This is a genomic window from Cupriavidus pauculus (genome assembly GCF_002858765.1).
Taxonomy (GTDB): Bacteria; Pseudomonadota; Gammaproteobacteria; order Burkholderiales; family Burkholderiaceae; genus Cupriavidus; species Cupriavidus pauculus_B.
In genome coordinates this window covers 109,645-130,763 of sequence record NZ_PJRP01000019.1, presented here as the reverse complement: position 1 = coordinate 130,763, position 21,119 = coordinate 109,645, and the positions used below count along the sequence as shown (strand labels likewise).

The following is a 21,119-nucleotide window of genomic DNA, read 5'->3' as shown; positions in this document are numbered from 1 at the left end:
GACGATGACAGAATAGCCCGATGCCCGCCGCCCCCCACGCCACCTCCGACAACACCCTGCGTGACCTTGCGCGCCTGCGCCGCGTGCGGGATCGGATCGACCGCGACTATGCGCAGCCGCTGGACGTCGAGGCGCTGGCGCAGGGCGTCCACATGTCGGCCGGCCATCTCAGCCGCCAGTTCCGGCTGGCCTACGGCGAATCCGTATATGCCTACCTGATGACGCGGCGCATCGAGCGCGCCATGGCGTTGTTGCGTCGCGGCGACCTGAGCGTGACCGAGGTCTGCTTCGAGGTCGGCTGTGCATCGCTGGGTACGTTCAGCACGCGATTTGCAGAGCTGGTCGGGATGCCGCCCAGCGCCTACCGGCGCGAGTGCGCGCGCCAGACCGAGGGCTTGCCGTCCTGCGTGGCGAAGCAGGTCACGCGACCGATCAGGAATCGAGAAGCGCCGGAAAATCTGCCCGGCTAGACTGCTTCCATGGTTCGGACGCGAGGCAGCCAGGTGGCCAGTCCGCACGGCTGGGCCGAATCCTGACAATTCCTATCATGGAGACAATCTTGGACATCACCATTCATTCGACCTTCCTGCCGCACAGCGACCCGGAAACCTCGCTGGCGTTCTACCGCGACGCGCTGGATTTCGAGGTGCGCAAGGACGTGGCGTTCGGCGGCAACCGCTGGATCACCATTGGGCCGAAGGGGCGGCCGGAGACCTCGATCGTCCTGTTTCCGCCCAATGCCACGCCTGGCGTCACCGACGACGAGAAGCGCACGATTGCCGAAATGATGGCCAAGGGCACGTTCGCGATGCTGCTGCTAGGCGCGAAGGATCTGAATGCCACGTTCCAGCGGCTGCAGGATTGTGACGCGGAGATCGTCCAGGAACCGACCGACCAGCCCTACGGTGTGCGCGACATGGGCGTGCGCGACCCCGCCGGCAACATGCTCCGTATCCAGCAACTGGTCTGACCGGGCGGGGCGCTGGCCCCGCGGTTCAGTGCGACAGTTCGGCGCCGGTCGCCCCGGCCGCCTTGTCGTGCGTGGCGTACTTCTCGATCATCGTCGCGCTGGCGCGGTTCAGGCCCACGATGTCGACGGCGATGCCGTTGCGGCGGAACTTGTGGACGATGCGGTCCAGCGCCTCGATGGCCGTGATGTCCCAGAAATGGGCGTGCGACAGGTCGAGCCTGACCGCCTGGACCGGCTCCCGGAAATCGAACTCGGCGACAAATGCTTCCGACGACGCAAAGAAGACCTGGCCGCGCACCGCGTAGTGGCGAGCCTGCGTGGCTTCGTCGAGCGTCGACGACACGGTCAGGATGCGGCGCGCCTTGTCGGCGAAGAAGACCGCGCTCAGCAGCACGCCCAGGCCGACGCCGATGGCCAGGTTGTGGGTCGTGACCACGGCAATGACCGTCGCCACCATGACCACGGACGAACTTTTCGGGTGGGTCCGGAGCCTGGCGACCGAGCGCCAGTCGAACGTGCTGATCGACACCATGACCATGACGGCCACCAGCGCCGCCATCGGAATCTGCCGTACCCACGGCGCCAGGAACACCACCAGTACCAGCAGGAAAGCCCCCGCCACGAAGGTGGACAGGCGGCCGCGACCACCCGACTTCAGGTTGATGACGGTCTGGCCGATCATGGCGCAGCCGGGCATGCCGCCCAGGAATCCGGCGACGATATTGGCGCAGCCCTGGCCGCGGCATTCGCGGTTCTTGTCGCTGGCCGTATCGGTGAAATCATCGACGATGCTGGCCGTCATCAGCGATTCCAGCAGGCCCACCACGGCAATGCTGACCGAGTACGGGAAGATGATGCCCAGCGTGTCCAGCGAGAAAGGCACGTGCGGCAGCGCAAAGACGGGCAGTTCGTCCGGGAACGACCCCATGTCGCCGACGGTGCGCAAATCCAGCTGCAGGGCCATCGAAATGGCCGTCATCACGACGATGCAGACCAGCGGAGAAGGCACGGCGCGGGTGACGCGTGGCAGCAGGTAGATGGTGCCCAGGCCGCCCGCGACCATCGCATACGCATACCAGGCGCCGCCCTGCAACTGCGGCAGCTGGGCCAGGAAGATCAGGATGGCCAGCGCATTGACGAAGCCAGTGACGACCGAACGCGAGACAAAGCGCATCAGGGCGCCAAGCCGCAGGTAGCCGGCGCCGATCTGCAGCAGGCCGGCCAGGATACCGGCCGCCAGCACATATTCGACGCCGTGCGCTTTCACCAGCGACGCGATTACCAGCGCCACGGCGCCCGTTGCGGCAGAGATCATGCCGGGGCGCCCGCCCGCGATGGCCGATACAACGGCGATGCTGAAGGCGGCATACAGGCCGACTTTCGGATCCACGCCGGCAATGATGGAAAAGGCGAGTGCCTCGGGGATCAGCGCGAGGGCGACAACGATGCCCGCGAGCATGTCGCCACGGACATTGGAGAGCCATTCCTGGCGGAAGGCTTGCGCGAAGGTACGCGATTGCATGAGAAGAACCTGCTGGGAAGTCGACGCCGGTCAGACCGGGCGGCGGCGGGAAAGACGGAAATGGCGAAGCGGCGCGGCCGCGATGACCTGATGACGCGGTGCACCCCGGTGCGTGGGCAAGCGTGTTGCACGAACCTCCGTCCGGCCAGCGCGATGCGTGTTGGGCGATGGGCGATGACGAGGGGAGGTGGCGCTGACGCGTTACATCGGGGTCTCTGTGCGGGGGCTTTGCGGGCAGGCGATCAGGTAGGCGATGGGATCGCTGCGACGCAGCATTTTAGGCAAACGGCGACGCGGCGTCCAGGCTGGCCGTGCGCCATTCGCCACAAATGCATGCCGTTTCCGTCGAGTCAGCCGCGAATCCGTTGCCGATCAGCGGCTCCAGGGCGCCGCACCCGCATCCAGCCCGTAACGCGCCAGCGCTTGCGCGTGCAGCGTGGCGTCGATTGCATGTAGCGCGCTGACGACGATATGGTGGCGGTCGATCTCGAAGAAGCGTCGCAGCGCGCTCCGCGTGTCGCTGCGGCCGAAGCCGTCGGTGCCCAGCGCGATATAGCGGGCCGGCACGTAGGGCGCGATCAGCTGGGCATAGGCGCGTACGTAATCGGTGGCGGCGACGACCGGCGCCGGGCCGGCCAGGCAGCGCGCGACGTGGCTGGTGGTGTCGCCTTGGCCCGCACCGGCGCCAAACATCTGCTGGCGCTCGCACTCGCGTGCATCGCGGGCCAGTTCCGGAAAGCTCGTCACACTCCAGATTTCGCTGGCGATATTCCAGTCCTGCGCCAGCAGGTCGGCGGCGGCGATGACCTCGCGCAGGATCGGGCCAGAGCCCAGCAGCCGCACGCGCGTGGCGCCGTCACCGCGCGTGCCGAAGCGGTACATGCCGCGCACGATGTCGGCATGCGCCGAGGCCGGCACGGGAGGGTGTGCGTAGTTCTCGTTGTTGACGGTGATGTAGTAGAACTCGTCGCGCTGTTGCTCCAGCATCGCGCGGGCGCCGTGGTCGATGATGACGGCGGCCTCGCCCATGAAGGCCGGGTCATAGGCACGACAGTTGGGCACCGTGGCGGCCACCAGCTGGCTGCTGCCGTCCTGATGCTGCAGGCCCTCGCCGGAAAGCGTGGTGCGGCCGGCGGTGGCGCCAATCAGGAAGCCGCGGGCGCGCTGGTCGGCAGCGGCCCAGATCATGTCGCCCACGCGCTGGAAGCCGAACATCGAGTAGTAGATGTAGAACGGCAGCATCGGCTCGCCGCTGACGCTGTACGACGTGGCGGCCGCCGTCCAGGACGCCATCGCGCCTGCCTCGGTAATGCCTTCCTCCAGCAGCTGGCCGTCCCGGCTCTCCTTGTAGTAGAGCATCGAGCCCGCGTCTTCCGGTTCGTAGAGCTGGCCCTGCGGCGCGTAGATGCCGATCTGCCGGAACAGGTTGGCCATGCCGAAGGTGCGCGCCTCGTCGGCCACGATCGGCACGATGCGCCGGCCGATCGTCCTGTCCTTTATCAGGTGGGTGAACAGGCGCACGACGCCCGTGGTGGTCGAGACCTCGCGCCCGTCGGGCGTCAGGGCGAAGCCGGCGTAGCTGTCGAGTGGCGGCACTGGCAGCGCCGGCGCGGTGTCGGTGCGCCGGGGCAGGTGCCCGCCCAACGCAGCGCGACGCTCGCGCAGATATACCATTTCAGGACTGTTGTCCGCTGGCTTGTAGAACTGCATCGATTCGAGCGCGGCGTCGTCGATGGGCAGCGCAAAACGCTGGCGAAACGCGTGCAGGGCATCGATGTCGAGCTTCTTCTGCTGATGGGCGGTCATGCGCGATTCGCCCGCATTGCCCATGCCGTAGCCCTTCTTGGTCTTGGCCAGGATCACGGTGGGCTGGCCGGGGTGGTGAGCCGCGGCATGGTAGGCCGCATGGAGCTTGCGCAGATCGTGGCCGCCACGGCGCAGGCCGTCGATGTCGGCCGCGCTCATGCCTGCCACCAGCGCCTTCAGTTCGGGGTCCTGGTGGAAGAAGTGCGACAGGTTGTAGTCACCGTCCTTGGCGCCCAGGTTCTGGTACTCCCCGTCGACCATGGCCGCAAAGCGCTTCAGCAGGGCGTGGTTGGTATCGCGGGCAAACAGCGCGTCCCATTCCGAGCCCCAGATCACCTTGATGACGTTCCAGCCCGCGCCGCTGAACAGGGCTTCAAGCTCGTTGATGACCTGGCCATTGCCACGCACCGGACCATCGAGTCGTTGCAGGTTGCAGTTGATCACGAACGTCAGGTTGTCCAGGCCTTCGCGGGCAGCCAGCGACAAGGCGGCCAGCGATTCGGGCTCGTCCATCTCGCCATCGCCGAACACCCCCCAGACCCGCCGGCCCGCCGTGGTGGCAATGCCGCGATGCGCCAGGTAGCGCAGGAATCGCGCCTGGTAGATGGCGCTGATCGGGCCGATGCCCATCGAGCCGGTTGGAAACTGCCAGAAATCGGGCATCAGCCACGGATGCGGATAGGAGCACAGGCCGCCGCCATCGACTTCCTGCCGGTAGCGGCTCAGTTGCGCCTCGGAAAGGCGGCCCTCCAGGAACGCGCGCGCATAGACGCCGGGCGCCGAATGCGGCTGGAAAAAGACCAGATCGCCTTTGCGCTCCGGCGTATCGGCGCGGAAGAAATGCTGGAAGCCCACCTCGAAAATCTCGGCGGCCGATGCGTAGCTGGCCAGGTGCCCGCCCAGTTCGCCGTACGCCTTGTTGGCGCGGACCACCATCGCCAGCGCATTCCAGCGCAGGATGGCCGTCAGCCGCTGTTCGATGGCCAGGTCGCCTGGATAGGGCGGCTGGGCCTGCGGCGGAATGGTGTTCTGGTAGGCGGAGTAGGCGTGCGCGCGCTTGTCCAGGCCAAGATGGCCGGCATGCTCGCCCAGCCGCTCCAGCAGGAAGCCCGCGCGCTGCGGCCCCGCTGCCGACACGATGCCGCTCAGGGCATCCTTCCATTCCTGTGTTTCCAGCGGATCGATATCGCCATCGATCTGAAGCGGCTGAAGCGGTTCGGCGCGGCCCATGATCTGTCTCCGGATGCGAATGCCCTTGTGGTGACATCGATTCTAGGGGGTGGGCCGAAACAGAACGTCCCGGATTGCGCGGTGAAAGCCCTGGGTGGCGGCATGATGTGCCGTGATATGCCGTCTCGACAACACAACCAGCTGCTCCTCGTAAAAGTGGCAGGCGAGGCCGCCGAGGCGTTCGTTTCTGCGGAAGATCGCAATTGCTTTCGTCCTCCCCGCGATCTATAGTTATCCGTCTGGCTAACTATTAAGGAGACCCCGACCATGACGATCACCGTACAAACCACGGTTGCCGCCCCGATCGACAGCGTGTGGCGCGCCTACACCACGCCTGACGACATCAAGCAATGGAATGCCGCGTCCGACGATTGGCACACCACGGCCGCGTCGGTCGACCTGCGAGTGGGCGGCGCGTTCTCGTCGCGGATGGAGGCCAAGGACGGCAGCATGGGCTTCGACTTTGCGGGCACCTACACCGAGATCGTGCTGAACCGGCGCATCGTGTACGCCTTCGGCGATCGGAGCGCCGAGGTGGATTTTGCGGATACCCCGCAAGGCGTGGCGGTGCGCGTGAGCTTCGACGCGGATTCGGAATATCCGGTCGAGCAACAGCAGCAGGGCTGGCAGAGCATCCTCGACAATTTCAAGCGGCACGTCGAGGGCAAGTAGTCAGCGGCGTTCAGCCACCGTGCGCGCTGGTGGCAGCCGGCGCGACGGCATCGGGGCATGCCCTAGAATGTCGGCAAAAATGCCAAGAAGAAAATCAATATGTTTTTCCGTCCTGCCAGACTGGTTCCCTTACTGCTTTGCCTTGGCCTTGGTGCGTGCATGACACGGCCGATGCAGCCACCGCCGCCGCTGTTCCAGAACTGGACCAAGCCGGGCGCGAGCCAGCAGGTGGTGCGCAACGCGCTGCTCGCATGCGGCTTCGCGGATGCGGCACAGGTCACGTCGGTGGAGATGGCCACGAACGACTATGCGCGCAGCGAGTTGTGCATGCTCGATCGTGGTTTCACCTATACCGGCCAGAGCATTGTCTGCGCCCATGCGCCGGAACTGCCGGCGTGCGCCCACGTGCCGCGCGGCAAGACGTTCGGCACCGGCGCCGATTTTGATCCCGCCTTGCTCGACCGGCGCCCGAAGCTGCCCCCGGCCTATTCGGAATGGAGCCGGCCCGATACCGATATCGAAGGCGTCAAGTGGGCCATGACGGCGTGCGGATACACCACGCTGATCCGGCCCGTGGACTTCATGAAGTTGAACGACATTGCCGCGGCGCAGTTGTGCATGATCGACCAGCAGTTCCGCTTTGCGCGCCCGCCGTCGTCGCTGCTATGCAAGAACCCGCCCGCGCTTCCGGCATGCCGCGACCGGAAGATCGACTTGAAGACGTGCTGCGGGCCGATCAAGACCGCCGGTGAGCCATAGTCGCCAGACTCCAGCCTGGCCAGCCCGACTGGTCTAGCTGGCCAGGCGCGGCAATGTGATGGTGGCCCGCGTGCCGCCTGCGGGGCGCTGCGTCAGGTCGAGCCGGCCGTGATGGGCATCGACGATGGACCGGCAGATGCCCAGGCCCATGCCCATGCCGTTGGGCTTGGTCGTGAACAGCGGCTCGAAGATGCGGTCAGCCAACTCGGGCGCGAAGCCTTCGCCGTGGTCGTCGATATGGATATGCAACACGTCTTGCACGGGCTCGCACGCCAGGGTCAGCAGCCGCTTGCCGGTGGGCATGTCCAGCATCGATTCCGCGCCGTTCATCAGCAGGTTGACGATGGCCTGCTGCAACGGCACGCGCTCGCCGCGCAAGGGCGTGGCACAAGGCGGACCATCCAGGCGCAGTTCCACGTTCATGGCGTCAAGGGTGGCCGCGACCATGCCGGCCACCTCCTGCAGGGCGTCATCGAGATCGAAAAGGGTGAAGGTTGGGGGCGCCTGCCGGGCCTTGGCGCGCAGGCCGTTGATGATGGTGCGCGCACGCAGCGCGCATGCCGAAATATGGGCGAGCATCTCGCGGGCGCCATCGATATTGGGGCTGCTCCGGTCAAGCCAGCGCAGCCCCGCGCGGGCCGATGAGTCCAGCGCGGTGACAGGCTGTGCCATCTCGTGCACGATCGACGCGACCAGCTCGCCATACGCCTGGAAGCGGCTGGCGCGTGCCAGTTCCGACAGCGTGTCGCGCATCTTTTCCTCGGTGCTGCTCAGGCGCGCGCATTGTTCTGACAGCGCGTCGTGCAAGCGGGCGTTCTCCAGGGCAAACCCGGCCTGCAGCGCGATGATTTCCACCACGGCTGTCCGCGTCGGCGTAAATGCGCCTGGCGTATGGAGGTGTTCCAGGTAGAGGGCGCCGACCAGTCCGCCGTTGCAGCGCATTGGCACGCAGATCACGGAACGGGGGCGGAAGCGGCGTATGTAGTCGTCGGTCTGCCAACTGGAGGACGCCAGGGCGTCCTCCAAAACCAGCCCGTTGTGCAGGCGGGCGGCCGCATCGAGGATGGCGGTGGGCAACACGCCCATGGCGACCGGAAGCAAAAAGGCATCCGGGTCGGCAAGTGTCAGCAGCCGGTCTGACGCCACGGCGCTGGCCGCGATGTCCCAGTCGCCATCCTGCAGCACGGTGAGGCATCCCCAGGAGGCGCCGGTACTTTGCAGCGCGGCGTGCAGCAGCGTTTCGATGCGCCTGGCGGGCGTGACCTCTGTGGAGAGGCTGTGCGAGATCTGGCGCAGTGCCTGCATGTCCGGCGGCGCAATCTCGGCAGGGTTGCGGTCGGGGCCCGCAGGGCGGCTGGCATGCGCCGGAACGGTGCGCCGGAAATCGTCGAGTTCGTTATTCATGTTCTTTACCTCTTGCCCGCTGATCGTGCGTTCTGTTCGATCCGGCCAGGCGCCTTCGCGAATCGCCACTCATGTAGTGAACGCTCCATAAATCAACCTTAGCACATTGTTTTTGGAATTGACAAATGCCCGAGCGTTGCGCGGGTGCTGAAAGGCCATTGAAATTAGGCCGTCTTCAACGATCAATGCATTGAATATAAAAGACTTTAAGGATTCGTCTTGCGATTGGCGGGCGCGCCTAGTATCATCCGTTCGCTCATGTAGTGTTCCCTGTATGAAATGACATTGGAACGAATCCATCGGTGAGGATTCATGAGTCAGCGGCGACGGGCCGCTGTCCTAGGAGCGATATGACACAAGCAGCAAAAAAGGCCGTGCGTGGCACCGGCGTCCGGGAGGCCGCGGCGCAGGCCACCCGCGACAAGATTCTTCGCGCGGCGACCAAGGTCTTCGCGCGCTACGGCTATGAAGGCGGCAGCGTGGAAAAGATCTCCAGTCTGGCGAAGTCCTATGACCGGATGATCTACTATTACTACGGCAGCAAGGAGGGGCTGTTCATCGCGGTGCTGGAAGGCATCTACCGTCGGATGGACGAGGCCGAGGCCAAGGTGGCACCCGATGCGTCGGACCCCGTCGAAGCGCTGAAGACCGTGATCCGTTTCAAGATGGACTACTACCGGCGCAACCCCGATTTCGTCAATCTGCTCAATACGGAAAATCTGCACAAGGGCCGCCATGTGTCCAAGTCGGATCGCCGGGGCGAATACTCGTCCCATGCGATGCGGATCATTGAGCAGATCCTGGCCAGCGGCATTGCCAAAGGCTTGTTTCGCCCGGACCTGAATGCGCGCGACGTCTTTTTGCTGATCGCCTCGCCGGCGTATTTCTATACGTCGAATCGATACACGCTGTCCGCGTTTCTGGGCGAGGAACTTGATACTCCCGAGGCCGTGCAACGCTGGGAGTCGTTTGTGATTGACAGCGTATTGCGCACGGTTCGTGCGGATGCGCCAGCCAGCGGCCAGCCCGCCTGACCATGCACTATCTTCGCCCCCATACCATCGACGCCGCGCTTGCCAGGCTCGCAGAGCGGCCGCGGCGCGTGCTGTGCGGCGCCACGGACTGCTTCGCGGCGCCGGCGCTCGTGCCCGGCCGGCACGAATGGGTGGATATCAGCAGCATCGACGCGCTGCGCGGCATCGCGCGCCACGACGGCATCGTCCGGATCGGTGCGGCCACCCCCTGGGAGACTATCGTCCAGTCGACGTGGCTGCCCGTGGCGCTGCGCGATGCCGCGGCGGGCGTGGGTTCGCGGCAGATCCGCGTACAGGGCACCCTCGGCGGCAATCTGTGCCATGGGTCGCCGGTGGCCGACGGCATGCCGCCGTTGCTGGCACTGGATGCCGAGGTCGAACTGGCCAGCCTGCGGGGCGTACGCCGTTTGCCGCTGCGCGACTTCGTGCTGGGCAGTCACCGTACCGCGCTGGCGGCCGATGAACTGCTGGTGGCCGTGACGTTCGCACTCCCCGCAGTGCCGGCGCGTACGGCCTTTGTAAAATGCACCAATCGCGATGGGATGGCATTGGCCGTGGTGTCGGCGGCTGTCCGCGTGCGCATGGCCGATGACGATACGCTGGCCAGCGCCGCCATCGCGGTCGGCGGCGCCTCGGAGGTGCCGCTGCGGATGACCGCGCTGGAGGCCGCGCTCGTCGGCCGCCCCCGGCGAGAGCTTGCCGCCGTGGTGGCGGACGCATCGCTGACGGTGTTGTCACCCATCGACGATTGCCGCGCCACGGCGGTTCATCGTATCGATCTCGCCCGGCTTGCCATTGCGCGGGCAGTCGGCCAATGTCTCCAGGAGTCAGCCCGTGACGATTCCGCTGTTTGAGGACGTCGGTGCGGTTGCGACCGCTGAACCGGCTGTTCCGCCAGATGCCGAGGGGTTCGCGCTCAATGGCGTGTGGCATCCCTTGCCGGCCGACCCGTCGCTGCGGCTGCTCGACCACCTGCGCACCGACCTGCGCCAATTCGGTACCAAGGAAGGCTGTCGTCAGGGTGACTGCGGCAGTTGTACGGTGCTGGTGGATGGCGAGGCGCGCTACGCCTGCCTGGTGCCCGTGGGGCAGGTGGCCGGCCGCAGCGTGGTGACCGTCGAGGGCATCGCTGCGGGTACGCAATGCGGTGGCCGCCTTCAGCAGGCATTCCTGGCCCACCAGGCCGTGCAATGTGGCTTCTGCACGCCGGGCATGCTGCTGGCGTCGGCGGCTGCCATCGACGCCGGCCGCGTGACGGACCGCGCCAGCGCACGCGACGCCATCGACGGCGTACTGTGCCGTTGCACCGGCTACCAGAAGATCGTCGACGCCGTGACCGAGGTGGGATGCGGCGTCGCCCCCTGGCCATGCACCTTGCCGCCTGGGCAGGGGCCGGCGGTGGGCGTGCCCCTGACCCGGCTCGACGGGCCGGAAAAGGTCGATGGCAGCCAGCACTTTGGCGCCGACGGCTGGCCGGTGGGCAGCCTGGTGCTGCGCGCGGTTCGCAGCCCCCATCATCGGGCGCGCTTCACCTTTGGCGATATTGATGGCTGGCGCGCGGCGCATCCAGGCGTGAGGCGCGTGCTGACGCATGCCGATGTGCCGGGGCTCAACCTCCATGGCGTGGCCACGCCTTACGCCGACCAGCCCGTGCTGGCGGTCGACGAAACGCGCCACTACCTGGAAGCCGTCGCCTTGATCGTCGGCGAGCCCGAAGCGATGATGGCGCTGGACCTGCAGCGTTTTCCGGTGACCTGGGAACCGCTGACGCCGGTGCTGACCGTGGACGACGCCACGCAGGACGACAGCCCGGTACTGCATGCCGCGCGGCCGGACAATATCCTGATCGAAGGTCTGGTACGCCGTGGCGATGCAGCGGCTGGGCTCCGGGATGCGCGCTACGTCGCCAGTGCCACGTTTACGTCCAGCTTCGTCGAGCATGCCTACCTGGAGCCGGAAGCCGGCTGGGCGCAGCGCGTGGGTGACAGGGTGGAGATCCATTCGTCCACGCAGGCGCCGCATCCGCATCGCGCGGATCTTGCACGTATCCTCGGCGTTGCGCCGGAACGGGTGCGCGTGGTGGCCACTGCCGTGGGCGGCGGATTCGGCGGCAAGCTGGACATGAGCGTCCAGCCGTGGCTGGCGCTTGCCGCGTGGCATGTGGATGGCCCGATCGGCATGGTGTTCTCGCGCGAGGAGTCGATGGCGACTTCCACCAAGCGCCATCCTGCCCGGATCGTGTCGACCATGGCGGCCGATGCGGACGGGCGCCTGTGCGCGGTGGAATTCGACGGCGATTACAACACCGGCGCGTTCGCGTCGTGGGGCACCGCCGTGGCCAACCGGGTGCCGGTTCATGCCGGCGGCCCCTACGTCATTCCGCACTACCTCGCCCACTCGCGCGCCGTGCATACGCATATCACGCCAGCCGGCGCGTTCCGGGGCTTTGGTGTGCCGCAGACCATGATGTCGCAGGAACAGCTGATCGACGAACTGGCGCACCAGGCCGGCATCGACCCGCTGGAATTCCGGGCGATGAACGCGCTGCGCGCCGGTGATTCGCTGCCAACGGGCCAGGTGCTGGACCAGAGCGTCGGGCTGACCGAATGCCTGGACGCGCTGCGACCGGCCTGGCGCGAGGCCCGCGCACGTATTGCCACGCGCAATGCGTCGGCCCCCGGGCCGCTTCGGTACGGCGTGGGCATCGCGGCGTTCTTCTATGGGTGCGGGAATACGGCATTGCCGAATCCGTCGACGGTGCGATTCGGCGTGCGGCCCGACGGCACCATCGTGCTGCACCAGGGCGCCGTCGATGCCGGACAGGGCGCCAATACCGTGATTCCGCAGATCGCGGCCGATGCGCTGGGCGTGCCGGTGGACCGGCTGCACATTGTCGGGCCGGACACGCACCTGACCCCCGATTGCGGCCGCACATCGGCATCGCGACAGACATTTATCACGGGGCGCGCCGCGTTCCTGGCGGGCACGGCGTTGCGGCAGCAGTTGCTGCGGCTGGCGAATGCCCCCGCCGATGCCACGATTTCCGCCCACGCGGACGGCCTGCGCATCGAAGGCCGCCCACTGGACCTCCGCGCACGGCCGGCGGATGCGCACGGCTATGCCGTTGCCGCCGAGGAAAGCTTCGATCCACCGATCACCGCGCTTGACGATGCGGGTCAGGGCAACCCCTATGCCACCTATGCCTTCGGCGCGCAGATGGCGGAAGTACTGGTCGATTGCGAAAGCGGGCGGGTGCGGGTGCTTAAGGTGGTGGCCGCGCACGACGTCGGGCGCATGGTCAATCCCACACTGCTGGAAGGGCAGGTCGAAGGCGCGGTGGCGCAGGGCGTGGGCCTGGCGCTGATGGAGCAATACCATCCCGGCAAGCACAACAACCTGCATGACTACCTGATTCCGACCGTGCACGACATGCCTGAGGTGCGGGCGATCTTCATCGAGGCGCCCACGGCGCTGGGGCCCTACGGTGCCAAGGGCATCGGGGAACCGGCGCTGGTGCCCACCGCGGCGGCCATCCTGAACGCCATCCACGACGCCACCGGCGTACGCATCCGGCAGGCGCCCGCCACGCCCGATGTGGTGCGGCGCGCGTTGGACGGATGCATGACTGACGGCGTGCGCGCCAGGGGTTCCGATCATGTCCACCATTGACCTTAGCCCCCAGGCGGACGCGCTCGACTTCGTGCAAGGCACCGTCTATGTGGTGGACGACGATGAACTGGTGCGCGGCGCGCTGGTTGGCCTGCTGGAATCGATCGACCTGCGGGTTAGGGCCTTCGCGTCGGTCGAAGAATTCCTGCGCGCGCCCGAAGCCGAAGGCCCGGCATGCCTGGTGCTGGACGTCCGGCTGCGCGGCCAGAGCGGGCTGGCATTCCAGAAGTCGATCGTGGACAAGGGCCTGCCGCACATGCCCATCGTGTTTATGAGCGGCCACGGCGATATCCGCATGACCGTCACGGCCATGAAAGCCGGAGCGGTTGACTTCCTGGTCAAGCCGTTCCGGGACCAGGAGATGATCGACGCCGTGATCGCCGCGTTGGACCGCGACATGAAGCGGCTGGAGGCTGAGCTGTCGCTGCGCGGCCTGCGCGCCTGCTGGGAGACGCTGACCGTGCGCGAGCGCGAGGTGCTGCGTCACCTGGTGACCGGCCTGATGAACAAGCAGATCGCGGCCGCCATGGGCGTGGCCGAGATCACCGCGAAGATCTATCGCGGGCATGCCATGCGCAAGATGAACGCACGGTCCGTGGCGGAGGCGGTCCGGATGATGCAGGCCCTTGCGGGCCAGGGCGTCGTCTGACCGCGCAGGCGGGCCAGCATTGCCCGCCTGGCGCGGTTTCAGCGCGTGCGAACGCGCAGTGACTGCACCCCGCGCAGGTTATTGCGTCGATGCCACGACAGCTGGTCGAGATCGACGGGCTGCAACGCCGGAAAACGCCCGAGCACCCCGGCCACCGCCGATTCCAGTTCCAGCGTGGCCAGCCGGGCGCCCAGGCAGTAGTGGATGCCGCCGCCGAAGGACAGGGACGGCGCGCTCTCGCGGGACAGGTCAAGGCGGTCGGGCTCGCTGAATGCGGCCGGATCGCGATTGGCGGCGCCGATCAGCATGAAGACGATGCTGCCGCGCGGCACGCTGACGTCGTCCAGCGTCACGTCTTCAAAGGCCGTACGCACCACCATCTGCACGGCGCCGTCATGGCGCAGGCATTCCGCCACGGCGCTGGCCACCAGCGACCGATCCGACAGGCCGGCCTTCAGGCGCTGCAACGCGTCCGGCGCACGGAACAGCGCGATCATGCTGTTGCCGATCATGTTTGACGTGGTCTCGTGGCCAGCCACGAACAGCAGGATCACGTTCGAGATGATCTCGGCCTCGGTCAGCGTCGCGCCGTCGGCCTCGACCGCCAGCAGGCTCGAAATCAGGTCATCGCCCGGCTGCGCACGCCGCTGGGCCACCACGGTGCGGAAATGGGCTTCCAGCGTCAGGGCCGCCTCGTTGGCCTCGGCAAGCTGGCCGGCATCGAGCGGCGCCAGATCCAGCGCGCTGGCCAGCCGGCTGGCGGCCGTGCCGAGCTTCACGCCGTCCTCGACCGGAATATCGAGCAGCCGGCAGATGATTTCCACCGGCAGTGGCAAGGCGAAATCGGCGATCAGGTCGAATTCGGTCTTGTTGCCGATGCGGTCGAGCAGGCTGCGCGTGGTGGTCTCGACGATCTGCGCCAGCGCCTCGACCTGCCGACGGTTGAAGGCCTGCATCAGCAAGGCCCGCAGCCGCGTGTGGGCCGGCGGATTCATCATCAGGAACGTGCGGCTCAAAGCCTGGAACACGGGGTCGTGCGTGGCGGGCTCGCCGTAACGCGCCTGCACGCTCTGCAGATAGGTCTTGCCCATGCGGCGGTCGCGCAGCAGGGCGTCGATCACGTGGAAGCGCCCCGTGACGAAGATGTTCGGGCCCAGCGGCAGCAGGGGGCCAGCGGTGCGAATCTGCGCGTACAGCGGGTACGGATTCTCGAAGAAGGCGGGGGAGGCGAAAGACTCGAAATTCATCACGGCGTTTTTCTTGGTGTTGCCTGGTCAGGCTTGTTCTGGCGAGGAAGGACAAAAGAAAACCCGGCGCGGGTTTTCGCGCCAACTTATATCAGCACGCCAGCCGGCAATCTATCGCGTTATGTATCGCAATGTATCTGGGGCCGCCATTGCGACATGGTGTTACGGATCGCCGGACCGCGTTACGCGATATGTATCAGGTTGTATCGCCGGGGTCGGACGATACATGGCGATCCAAAAACGTGCCTGAGTCGACATCTAACGCGTGCATTCGATTTCTAGACTGCGATGGTTCATTCACGACCGATGCCGTGTCCTGCCGCCAGGCAAGAGATGGCGCCAACCAGGAGAACCATTCATGTCGCACGCCTTGACAGCCTTGACCCGAGATTTCCCGGCGGCTCGCCGGACCGTTGCAGCCGCTGCCGCACTGGCGGCCATCGCCCTTGCTGGCCACCTCCAGCCCGCCTTGGCCGCGGACGCCGCGCCCAAGGCCAAGGCAGCCGCCAGCCAGGCCAACGCCGACGAAAGCATCCGCCCGTTCCACGTGCATGTGCCGCAGGCCCAGCTCGACGACCTGCGCCGCCGGATCGCCGCCACGCGCTGGCCCGACAAGGAAACCGTCAGCGACGATTCGCAGGGCATCCAGACCGCCCGCGTCCAGGAACTGGTCAAGTATTGGGGCACCCAGTACGACTGGCGCAAGGCCGAGGCCCAGCTCAATGCGCTGCCGCAGTTCGTGACGAAGATCGATGGGCTGGATATCCATTTCATCCACGTGAAGTCGCGCCATCCGAATGCGCTGCCGCTGATCCTGACGCACGGCTGGCCGGGGTCGGTCTTCGAGTTCACCAAGACCATCGGCCCGCTGACCGACCCCACCGCGTACGGCGGCCGCGCGGAAGACGCGTTCGACGTGATCATCCCGTCGATTCCCGGCTACGGGTTCTCCGGGCGGCCGGCGGAACTGGGCTGGGGGCCGGATCGCACGGCGCGTGCCTGGGACACCCTGATGAAGCGGCTGGGCTATACGCACTACGTGTCGCAGGGCGGTGACCATGGATCGGTGATTTCCGACGCGCTCGCGCGCCAGGCGCCGGCGGGCCTCAAGGCCATCCACCTGAACATGCCGGCTACGGTGCCGGGGCCCCTGATGAAGTCGATCCTGGCCGGCGATGCAGCGCCGTCCGAACTGACCGACCCGGAACGCAAGGCCTACCAGTCGCTGAGCAGCTTCTTCGGCCGCAATGCCGCCTATGGCGCGATGATGGTGACGCGTCCGCAAACCATCGGTTATTCGCTGTCGGATTCGCCGGTGGGCCTGGCGTCGTTCACCTACGAGAAGATTGCCGCGTGGAGCGACAGTGGCGGCGTGCCCGAGCGCGTGCTGTCGCGCGATGCCATCCTGAACGACATCACGCTCTACTGGCTGACCAATACCGGCGCATCGTCGTCGCGGTTCTACTGGGAGAACAACAACAACAATTTCAGCGCCGAGACCCAGAAGACGCGCGACATCAAGGTGCCGGTGGCCATCAGCGTCTTCCCGCACGAGATCTACCAGGCGCCGGAAAGCTGGAGCAAGCAGGCGTACCCGTCGCTGTACTACTACCACGCGGTGGCCAAGGGTGGGCATTTCGCGGCGTGGGAACAGCCGCAGCTGTTTGCGGAAGAACTCCGGGCGGCGTTCAAGTCGGTGCGGTAAGGCGATCCTGCGCCAGACTAGACCCGCTTTTTGGCCCAGCCTCACGGCTGGGCTTTTTTGTGGGCGCCGTCTAGCGGCGCTGGGCCAGCCAGATGCCTGCGCCAATGCAGACCAGCCCGGTGGCGTGATACCAATGCGGCGAATCGCCCAGCAGCACGGTCGACAGCACGGCGGCAAACAGTGGCGTGAGCGTGATGAAGAACACCGGCAACTGCGCGCCGGCGCGTGCAATGGCGCGATCCCACGCGAAATACGCCAGCAGGGACGGCACGGTGCCCACATAGAGCAGGATCCAGCCAACCTTGCTGCTCCATTGCAGCGGCTGGCTCAGCGTGCCGATTTCCCACGCCGCAAGCGGAAGGCTGGCGATGACGCCGGTCACGATCTGCGCGAACAGCAGCACCTGCAGCGGCAGGTTGGGGCGATGCTTGCGAAGCAGCCAGGTATAGATGCTCCAGGCAATCGTTGCGGCCAGCATGAACAGGTCGCCCGCGACGAATTCCAGCTGGGCCAGCCGGGCGGGCTCGCCACGCATCAATACGAACGACACGCCCACCAGGCACAGCAGGGCGCCTGCCACGTGCCACGTCCGCAGGCGTTCCCGGAAAAACCCGGCGCCGATTATCAGCAGGAAGAGAGGGGTCGACGCGCCGATCAGGGTGACGTTGATCGGCGTGGAGGTGGTCAGCGCCAGGTACTGGAACGCGTTATAGCTCGCGATCGACAGGACACCCATCGCGGTCAGCATGCCCGCGTGTCGCCACAGGGCCGCCCAATGGGCAACGACGCCGGGCCATGCGTAGGGCACCAGCAGCAGGCCGGCGATGAGCCAGCGTACGAGATTCAGCGTGATCGGCGGTACGCTGCCGGCGGCCAGGCGGCCCACAATGGCATTCCCCGCCCAGGCCATCGGCGGAAAGGTCAGCAGGAACAGCGTGGTGCGATCGATGCGGGTTGTTTTCATGGCGAGGCCGGCGCGCCGGCACGATGCTGGCCGCGTCGCTGGCCGGGCAAGGATGGGTTCTCGTTGGCGGGTGAGACCGTACGGCGATGGCCGCCGCGCGATTGTACCGGTTGGCGGCAGGGGGCATGACGCGGGTAATGGTGCGAGGATGATCCGCCAGGGCGAGCGCCGGCCGGACATGCGGCGGCAGCGCGGGCCGTCGCGGGCGTGCCGATATAGGCGGTGCTGGCGTGCTAGTCAGGAAGTTGCTGCGAGGTGTTGCGAACGTCCGGCGATGCGATGTGGCCGGAGCCGGTGAGTGGGCGCGCCTGCCGGACGCAGACGCGCCTGCATCATGACTGCGCTGCTATGACTTCTTCTGATTGGCGTTGGCGCGCGCGGTGGAAATTGCCGCATCGCGTTCCTTGGCTGCTGCGGCCTTCGCGTCGTTGTAGACCTTCTTCGCCTCGGCAACCTTGGTGTCGTATGTCTTGCGTGCCGCCGCGATCTCCTGTCGCATATGGACAATCTCGTCGCTGGGTGGCTGGGCCTTCGCCCCGCTTGCCGATTGACCCATGGCGGGCAGGGCGGACAATGCAAGGATGGCGCTGGTCAGAATGACGATGGGCTTCATGCTTGTGCTCCAGGGTGGGTTCCGCTCACGGTAGTCCGATCGCGGCGTGTGTTCCATTGGACCAAGGTCCTACGGTGCCTGGGCGTGGTTGCGCGCTGGACAAGACAATCAGGGCACGCCATGGCTGCATCGCTGGTGTTTCCCCCGCACATCTGCCAAGATTGCGCCCCCTCAACTGGCACGGTCGAATAAGCGTCGCGTCACCATGGCTTCAAACAAGGCACATCACGCCACCGGATGGGCGGCGGCCGTTATCGCCGTTGCCGTTATCGCCCGGCATGGCGGCGCAGGATGGTATTGGGCAGGCGTGCTCGGATTCGTGGCGGCATTGTGTGGCAGCACAGCGCCCGACTGGCTGGAAGTGGCCTGGTGGTCCAGGTCGCGGCGCCTGTGGATTACGCATCGATCGTGGACGCACTGGGGCGTCGCATGGATCGGCCTTCTGGTGTGGGCCTATCACGCGCTTGGCACGCATGTGCTGGCGGCGCCGGCGTTCGGCTTTGCCTGCGGGGGCGTCATGCACCTGCTGGCCGACTGGCCCAATCCGCTCGGTGTGCCATGGATCGCCGGACGTCATTCGCTGAACTGGTGGAAAAGCGGGCGATGCGACCTCATCGTGGTTGCCGCCTCATGGCTGATTGCCTTCTTCGTTTCGGATGACCTGTGGTTTTATGGCCAGCATAGCGTGGCGCTGTTCCAGCATCTGCGCATGGCGACGATTCGCTTCTGACGGCCTGCCTGTCCTAGGTGAGGCCCGTGGCATGATCACGGCATTATTGGAGGCACTATCAAATGGTGATCGACTTCCCCAGCTTCACCCCGTGGGCTTCGCTGGCAGGCGGGGTTCTGATTGGTATCGCGGCCACGGCCCTGCTGCTCTTCAACGGCCGCATCGCCGGAATCAGCGGGATATTGGGCGGCCTGCTGGCACTGCCGCGCAACGATATGGCGTGGCGCATGGCCTTTCTCGTCGGTCTGATTGGCGCGCCTGTCGTGGCGGCGGCATTTGGTTTGCCGGCGATTTCCAGCATCGAGGCAGGCTGGCCGGAGATCCTGGTGGCCGGTTTCCTGGTCGGGCTGGGCACCCGCTACGCCAGCGGCTGCACGAGTGGCCATGGCGTCTGCGGGATGTCCCGTGGCGCGGTCCGGTCCATCGTGGCGACGCTGACGTTCATGGCGACCGGCTTCTTGACGGTCTTCGTGCTGCGGCACATCGTGGGAGCCTGAGCATGCCGCTTCTGTTTGCATGGTTGGCCGGCCTGGTTTTCGGCATCGGCCTGATGGTGTCCGGCATGGCCAACCCGGCGAAAGTCCTCGGCTTCCTTGATCTGGCCGGCGCCTGGGACCCTTCGCTGGCGTTCGTCATGGTCGGGGCCATCGCGCTGACGGTGGTCGGCGTCTTCATCGCCCGGCGTCGCGGGCGGAGTCTGTTGGGATTGCCGCTACAGTGGCCAGCCAATACCGGTGTCACGGCGCGGCTCGTACTGGGCAGCGCGTGCTTCGGCGTGGGATGGGGACTGGCAGGATTTTGTCCGGGTCCGGCGCTGGTGGCATTGGGCGCCGGTTATCCCAAGGCGATGGGATTTGTCGCGGCCATGCTCGCCGGCATGACAGTATTCGAGGTTGTGGAGCGTGTCAGGGCCCGCCGCTAATTGCCTCGACGTTAATTCCCGCGTTACCGGGACCAGATAATCTGAGTCATCAGTATCGGGATGGTCTTTTAAGTTTGATTTTGACGGGCGCCGATAAGAGGCAGCGCTTTATCGTCGCCGCCCGTTTTCCACTATTCTTGAACTCTGGGCCATTTCCCATTTTTTCAGCATCGCGGCCCCTTCTTTCGTGGGGTCACTCAGGTATCAAGCAAACTGCATTTTCGCCGTAAATCTCTCCTGAATGCGACTATTGGCGTCAGCGTGCAAGATTTGATGCGGAGACCTATCGTCCGGCGCGGGGACAGTGGCCGAAGCCGAAACCAATAGCGTCCGTACCATTATTCGAGGCGTATCCCATGTTTCCATTCAGCACTCCCATGGGCCGTGTATGGCTCGCCGCAAGTCTTTGCCTGGCATTGCAGGCCTGCGCACCAACGATCGATACGTTGCCGGCAACGGAACTGGCGCAGCCAGTCGGCCCGGCGAAGCGCGCCCAGCTGCTGGCGCCGGCGGCGATCAAGCTGGATACCGGCTACTCGCGCGAGCTCGCCGCCAAATCGACCTGGTTGTTGATCGGACGCCTGCCGCAAGGCGATGTCTACCGTCCGATCGGCACCATTCTGACGATCGAGGGCCGCCAGGTCCACGAGGCCTACCTGGTTATTCGCAACAACACCCTGGTGGGTTTTTATTTGCCCGGGGAGCAAAATTACTCCCCGCTGACCACTACCGTACCGTTGAATCTGGGAGAGTTGGAATGAAACGTATTGCTCGCATGCTCATCGCTGGGATGGCCGTGTCCTCGCTGCTGGCGGGATGTGCGTCCGGAGTCAAGCATGCCGACATGGCGTCATCGCTGCCGACGCTGAAGGCGAATGAGGGCCGGATTTACTTCATGCGATCGGCGTCGATTTTTGGCGCGGCTATCCAGCCGGATATCCGCCTGAATAACGATGTGGTTGGCGAATCAAAACCGGGCGGCTTCTTCTTCGTTGATCGCGCGGCCGGCAAGTATGTGGCATCCGCTGCCACCGAAACCGAAAAGACGCTCAGCTTTGTCCTGGACGCCGGTGAAACCAAATACGTGCGCAGCTCCCCGTCGATGGGCCTGATGGTCGGCCGCGTGGTGCTGGAACTGGAAACCCCGGAAAAGGCAAAGGAAGAGCTGTCGTCGCTGAGCTATACCGGCAATCAGAAACCGGCAGTGAAATAACGCGCTGGCG

At 65.8% G+C, this 21,119-nt stretch carries 20 protein-coding genes; 14 read left to right on the top strand and 6 right to left on the bottom strand.

Features of this window, described 5'->3' with window-relative positions:
- The first annotated feature begins 20 nt into the window (after positions 1 to 20).
- Both CYJ10_RS28520 and CYJ10_RS28515 read left to right on the top strand, forming a co-directional pair.
- On the top strand, positions 21 to 470 hold the full coding sequence (locus CYJ10_RS28520) for a helix-turn-helix transcriptional regulator (RefSeq protein ID WP_101684789.1): 450 nt from the start codon (positions 21 to 23) through the stop codon (positions 468 to 470).
- An 89-nt stretch (positions 471 to 559) separates the two neighbouring features.
- Complete coding sequence (locus tag CYJ10_RS28515) at positions 560 to 970, top strand: VOC family protein (RefSeq protein WP_101684788.1); 411 nt, start codon at positions 560 to 562, stop codon at positions 968 to 970.
- Positions 971 to 995: 25 nt separating this feature from the next.
- On the opposite strand, the gene CYJ10_RS28510 is transcribed toward CYJ10_RS28515, so the two are convergent.
- Positions 996 to 2,492 carry a SulP family inorganic anion transporter gene (locus CYJ10_RS28510; RefSeq protein ID WP_101684787.1) on the bottom strand — a complete coding sequence of 499 codons (1,497 nt, stop codon included), beginning with the start codon at positions 2,490 to 2,492 and terminating at the stop codon, positions 996 to 998.
- A 372-nt stretch (positions 2,493 to 2,864) separates the two neighbouring features.
- Positions 2,865 to 5,528, bottom strand: a complete 2,664-nt coding sequence (gene mdeB / locus CYJ10_RS28505; RefSeq protein ID WP_101684786.1) for an alpha-ketoglutarate dehydrogenase — start codon at positions 5,526 to 5,528, stop codon at positions 2,865 to 2,867.
- A 267-nt stretch (positions 5,529 to 5,795) separates the two neighbouring features.
- Between mdeB and CYJ10_RS28500 the strand changes: the two genes are divergently transcribed.
- Together CYJ10_RS28500 and CYJ10_RS28495 are read left to right on the top strand one after the other, a co-directional pair.
- Entirely contained in the window at positions 5,796 to 6,200 is a 405-nt protein-coding gene (locus CYJ10_RS28500; RefSeq protein ID WP_101684785.1) for an SRPBCC family protein, read from the top strand.
- Positions 6,201 to 6,371: 171 nt separating this feature from the next.
- Positions 6,372 to 6,959 (top strand): hypothetical protein, encoded by a 588-nt coding sequence (locus CYJ10_RS28495; RefSeq protein ID WP_257993578.1) that lies wholly within the window; start codon positions 6,372 to 6,374, stop codon positions 6,957 to 6,959.
- A 33-nt stretch (positions 6,960 to 6,992) separates the two neighbouring features.
- Here the strand turns inward: CYJ10_RS28495 and CYJ10_RS28490 are convergent, their stop codons facing one another.
- Positions 6,993 to 8,363 carry a sensor histidine kinase gene (locus CYJ10_RS28490; RefSeq protein WP_101684807.1) on the bottom strand — a complete coding sequence of 457 codons (1,371 nt, stop codon included), beginning with the start codon at positions 8,361 to 8,363 and terminating at the stop codon, positions 6,993 to 6,995.
- A 350-nt stretch (positions 8,364 to 8,713) separates the two neighbouring features.
- Between CYJ10_RS28490 and CYJ10_RS28485 the strand changes: the two genes are divergently transcribed.
- From CYJ10_RS28485 to CYJ10_RS28470, 4 genes are read left to right on the top strand one after another with little or no spacing between them, the layout of a single operon-like run.
- A complete protein-coding gene (locus CYJ10_RS28485; protein WP_101684783.1) occupies positions 8,714 to 9,397 on the top strand; it encodes a TetR family transcriptional regulator in 684 nt (227 codons plus the stop codon).
- Between the two features lie 2 nt (positions 9,398 to 9,399).
- Positions 9,400 to 10,251: an FAD binding domain-containing protein gene (locus CYJ10_RS28480; RefSeq protein ID WP_101684782.1), complete on the top strand. Its 852-nt coding sequence runs from the start codon at positions 9,400 to 9,402 to the stop codon at positions 10,249 to 10,251.
- A complete protein-coding gene (locus CYJ10_RS28475) occupies positions 10,232 to 13,066 on the top strand; it encodes a molybdopterin-dependent oxidoreductase (RefSeq protein WP_101684781.1) in 2,835 nt (944 codons plus the stop codon). Before CYJ10_RS28480 ends, CYJ10_RS28475 begins: the two co-directional genes overlap by 20 nt.
- On the top strand, positions 13,053 to 13,715 hold the full coding sequence (locus CYJ10_RS28470) for a response regulator transcription factor (RefSeq protein WP_101684780.1): 663 nt from the start codon (positions 13,053 to 13,055) through the stop codon (positions 13,713 to 13,715). Before CYJ10_RS28475 ends, CYJ10_RS28470 begins: the two co-directional genes overlap by 14 nt.
- A gap of 38 nt (positions 13,716 to 13,753) precedes the next feature.
- Here the strand turns inward: CYJ10_RS28470 and CYJ10_RS28465 are convergent, their stop codons facing one another.
- Positions 13,754 to 14,962, bottom strand: coding sequence for a cytochrome P450 (locus CYJ10_RS28465; protein WP_101684779.1), 1,209 nt, complete (start codon positions 14,960 to 14,962; stop codon positions 13,754 to 13,756).
- A 358-nt stretch (positions 14,963 to 15,320) separates the two neighbouring features.
- Between CYJ10_RS28465 and CYJ10_RS28460 the strand changes: the two genes are divergently transcribed.
- The gene (locus CYJ10_RS28460; protein ID WP_101684778.1) at positions 15,321 to 16,667 is read left to right on the top strand and encodes an epoxide hydrolase family protein; all 1,347 of its coding nucleotides are present in this window, start codon (positions 15,321 to 15,323) and stop codon (positions 16,665 to 16,667) included.
- Between the two features lie 70 nt (positions 16,668 to 16,737).
- On the opposite strand, the gene CYJ10_RS28455 is transcribed toward CYJ10_RS28460, so the two are convergent.
- Positions 16,738 to 17,631 (bottom strand): DMT family transporter, encoded by an 894-nt coding sequence (locus CYJ10_RS28455; protein WP_101684777.1) that lies wholly within the window; start codon positions 17,629 to 17,631, stop codon positions 16,738 to 16,740.
- A gap of 346 nt (positions 17,632 to 17,977) precedes the next feature.
- The gene (locus CYJ10_RS28450; RefSeq protein WP_101684776.1) at positions 17,978 to 18,244 is read right to left on the bottom strand and encodes a hypothetical protein; all 267 of its coding nucleotides are present in this window, start codon (positions 18,242 to 18,244) and stop codon (positions 17,978 to 17,980) included.
- 205 nt (positions 18,245 to 18,449) lie between these two features.
- Between CYJ10_RS28450 and CYJ10_RS28445 the strand changes: the two genes are divergently transcribed.
- From CYJ10_RS28445 to CYJ10_RS28425, 5 genes are all read left to right on the top strand, one after another.
- The gene (locus tag CYJ10_RS28445) at positions 18,450 to 18,974 is read left to right on the top strand and encodes a metal-dependent hydrolase (RefSeq protein WP_101684775.1); all 525 of its coding nucleotides are present in this window, start codon (positions 18,450 to 18,452) and stop codon (positions 18,972 to 18,974) included.
- Positions 18,975 to 19,036: 62 nt separating this feature from the next.
- The gene (locus tag CYJ10_RS28440) at positions 19,037 to 19,471 is read left to right on the top strand and encodes a YeeE/YedE family protein (RefSeq protein ID WP_101684774.1); all 435 of its coding nucleotides are present in this window, start codon (positions 19,037 to 19,039) and stop codon (positions 19,469 to 19,471) included.
- Between the two features lie 2 nt (positions 19,472 to 19,473).
- Positions 19,474 to 19,896: a DUF6691 family protein gene (locus tag CYJ10_RS28435; RefSeq protein ID WP_101684773.1), complete on the top strand. Its 423-nt coding sequence runs from the start codon at positions 19,474 to 19,476 to the stop codon at positions 19,894 to 19,896.
- A gap of 356 nt (positions 19,897 to 20,252) precedes the next feature.
- A complete protein-coding gene (locus CYJ10_RS28430) occupies positions 20,253 to 20,657 on the top strand; it encodes a hypothetical protein (protein ID WP_101684772.1) in 405 nt (134 codons plus the stop codon).
- Complete coding sequence (locus CYJ10_RS28425) at positions 20,654 to 21,109, top strand: DUF2846 domain-containing protein (RefSeq protein WP_101684771.1); 456 nt, start codon at positions 20,654 to 20,656, stop codon at positions 21,107 to 21,109. The genes CYJ10_RS28430 and CYJ10_RS28425 overlap by 4 nt, the downstream gene beginning before the upstream one ends.
- The last annotated feature ends 10 nt before the right edge of the window (positions 21,110 to 21,119 follow it).

Excerpts from the sequence above, each read along its gene's own strand:
- CYJ10_RS28470 (WP_101684780.1), top strand. The coding sequence starts at position 13,053 with ATGTCCACCATTGACCTTAGCCCCCAGGCGGACGCGCTCGACTTCGTG.
- CYJ10_RS28440 (WP_101684774.1), top strand. The coding sequence starts at position 19,037 with ATGGTGATCGACTTCCCCAGCTTCACCCCGTGGGCTTCGCTGGCAGGC.
- CYJ10_RS28500 (WP_101684785.1), top strand. The coding sequence starts at position 5,796 with ATGACGATCACCGTACAAACCACGGTTGCCGCCCCGATCGACAGCGTG.
- CYJ10_RS28435 (WP_101684773.1), top strand. The coding sequence starts at position 19,474 with ATGCCGCTTCTGTTTGCATGGTTGGCCGGCCTGGTTTTCGGCATCGGC.
- CYJ10_RS28445 (WP_101684775.1), top strand. The coding sequence starts at position 18,450 with ATGGCTTCAAACAAGGCACATCACGCCACCGGATGGGCGGCGGCCGTT.
- CYJ10_RS28480 (WP_101684782.1), top strand. The coding sequence starts at position 9,400 with ATGCACTATCTTCGCCCCCATACCATCGACGCCGCGCTTGCCAGGCTC.
- CYJ10_RS28485 (WP_101684783.1), top strand. The coding sequence starts at position 8,714 with ATGACACAAGCAGCAAAAAAGGCCGTGCGTGGCACCGGCGTCCGGGAG.
- CYJ10_RS28490 (WP_101684807.1), bottom strand. The coding sequence starts at position 8,363 with ATGAATAACGAACTCGACGATTTCCGGCGCACCGTTCCGGCGCATGCC.
- CYJ10_RS28465 (WP_101684779.1), bottom strand. The coding sequence starts at position 14,962 with ATGAATTTCGAGTCTTTCGCCTCCCCCGCCTTCTTCGAGAATCCGTAC.
- CYJ10_RS28455 (WP_101684777.1), bottom strand. The coding sequence starts at position 17,631 with ATGAAAACAACCCGCATCGATCGCACCACGCTGTTCCTGCTGACCTTT.
- CYJ10_RS28495 (WP_257993578.1), top strand. The coding sequence starts at position 6,372 with ATGCAGCCACCGCCGCCGCTGTTCCAGAACTGGACCAAGCCGGGCGCG.
- CYJ10_RS28510 (WP_101684787.1), bottom strand. The coding sequence starts at position 2,492 with ATGCAATCGCGTACCTTCGCGCAAGCCTTCCGCCAGGAATGGCTCTCC.
- mdeB (WP_101684786.1), bottom strand. The coding sequence starts at position 5,528 with ATGGGCCGCGCCGAACCGCTTCAGCCGCTTCAGATCGATGGCGATATC.
- CYJ10_RS28450 (WP_101684776.1), bottom strand. The coding sequence starts at position 18,244 with ATGAAGCCCATCGTCATTCTGACCAGCGCCATCCTTGCATTGTCCGCC.
- CYJ10_RS28460 (WP_101684778.1), top strand. The coding sequence starts at position 15,321 with ATGTCGCACGCCTTGACAGCCTTGACCCGAGATTTCCCGGCGGCTCGC.
- CYJ10_RS28425 (WP_101684771.1), top strand. The coding sequence starts at position 20,654 with ATGAAACGTATTGCTCGCATGCTCATCGCTGGGATGGCCGTGTCCTCG.
- CYJ10_RS28520 (WP_101684789.1), top strand. The coding sequence starts at position 21 with ATGCCCGCCGCCCCCCACGCCACCTCCGACAACACCCTGCGTGACCTT.
- CYJ10_RS28430 (WP_101684772.1), top strand. The coding sequence starts at position 20,253 with ATGTTTCCATTCAGCACTCCCATGGGCCGTGTATGGCTCGCCGCAAGT.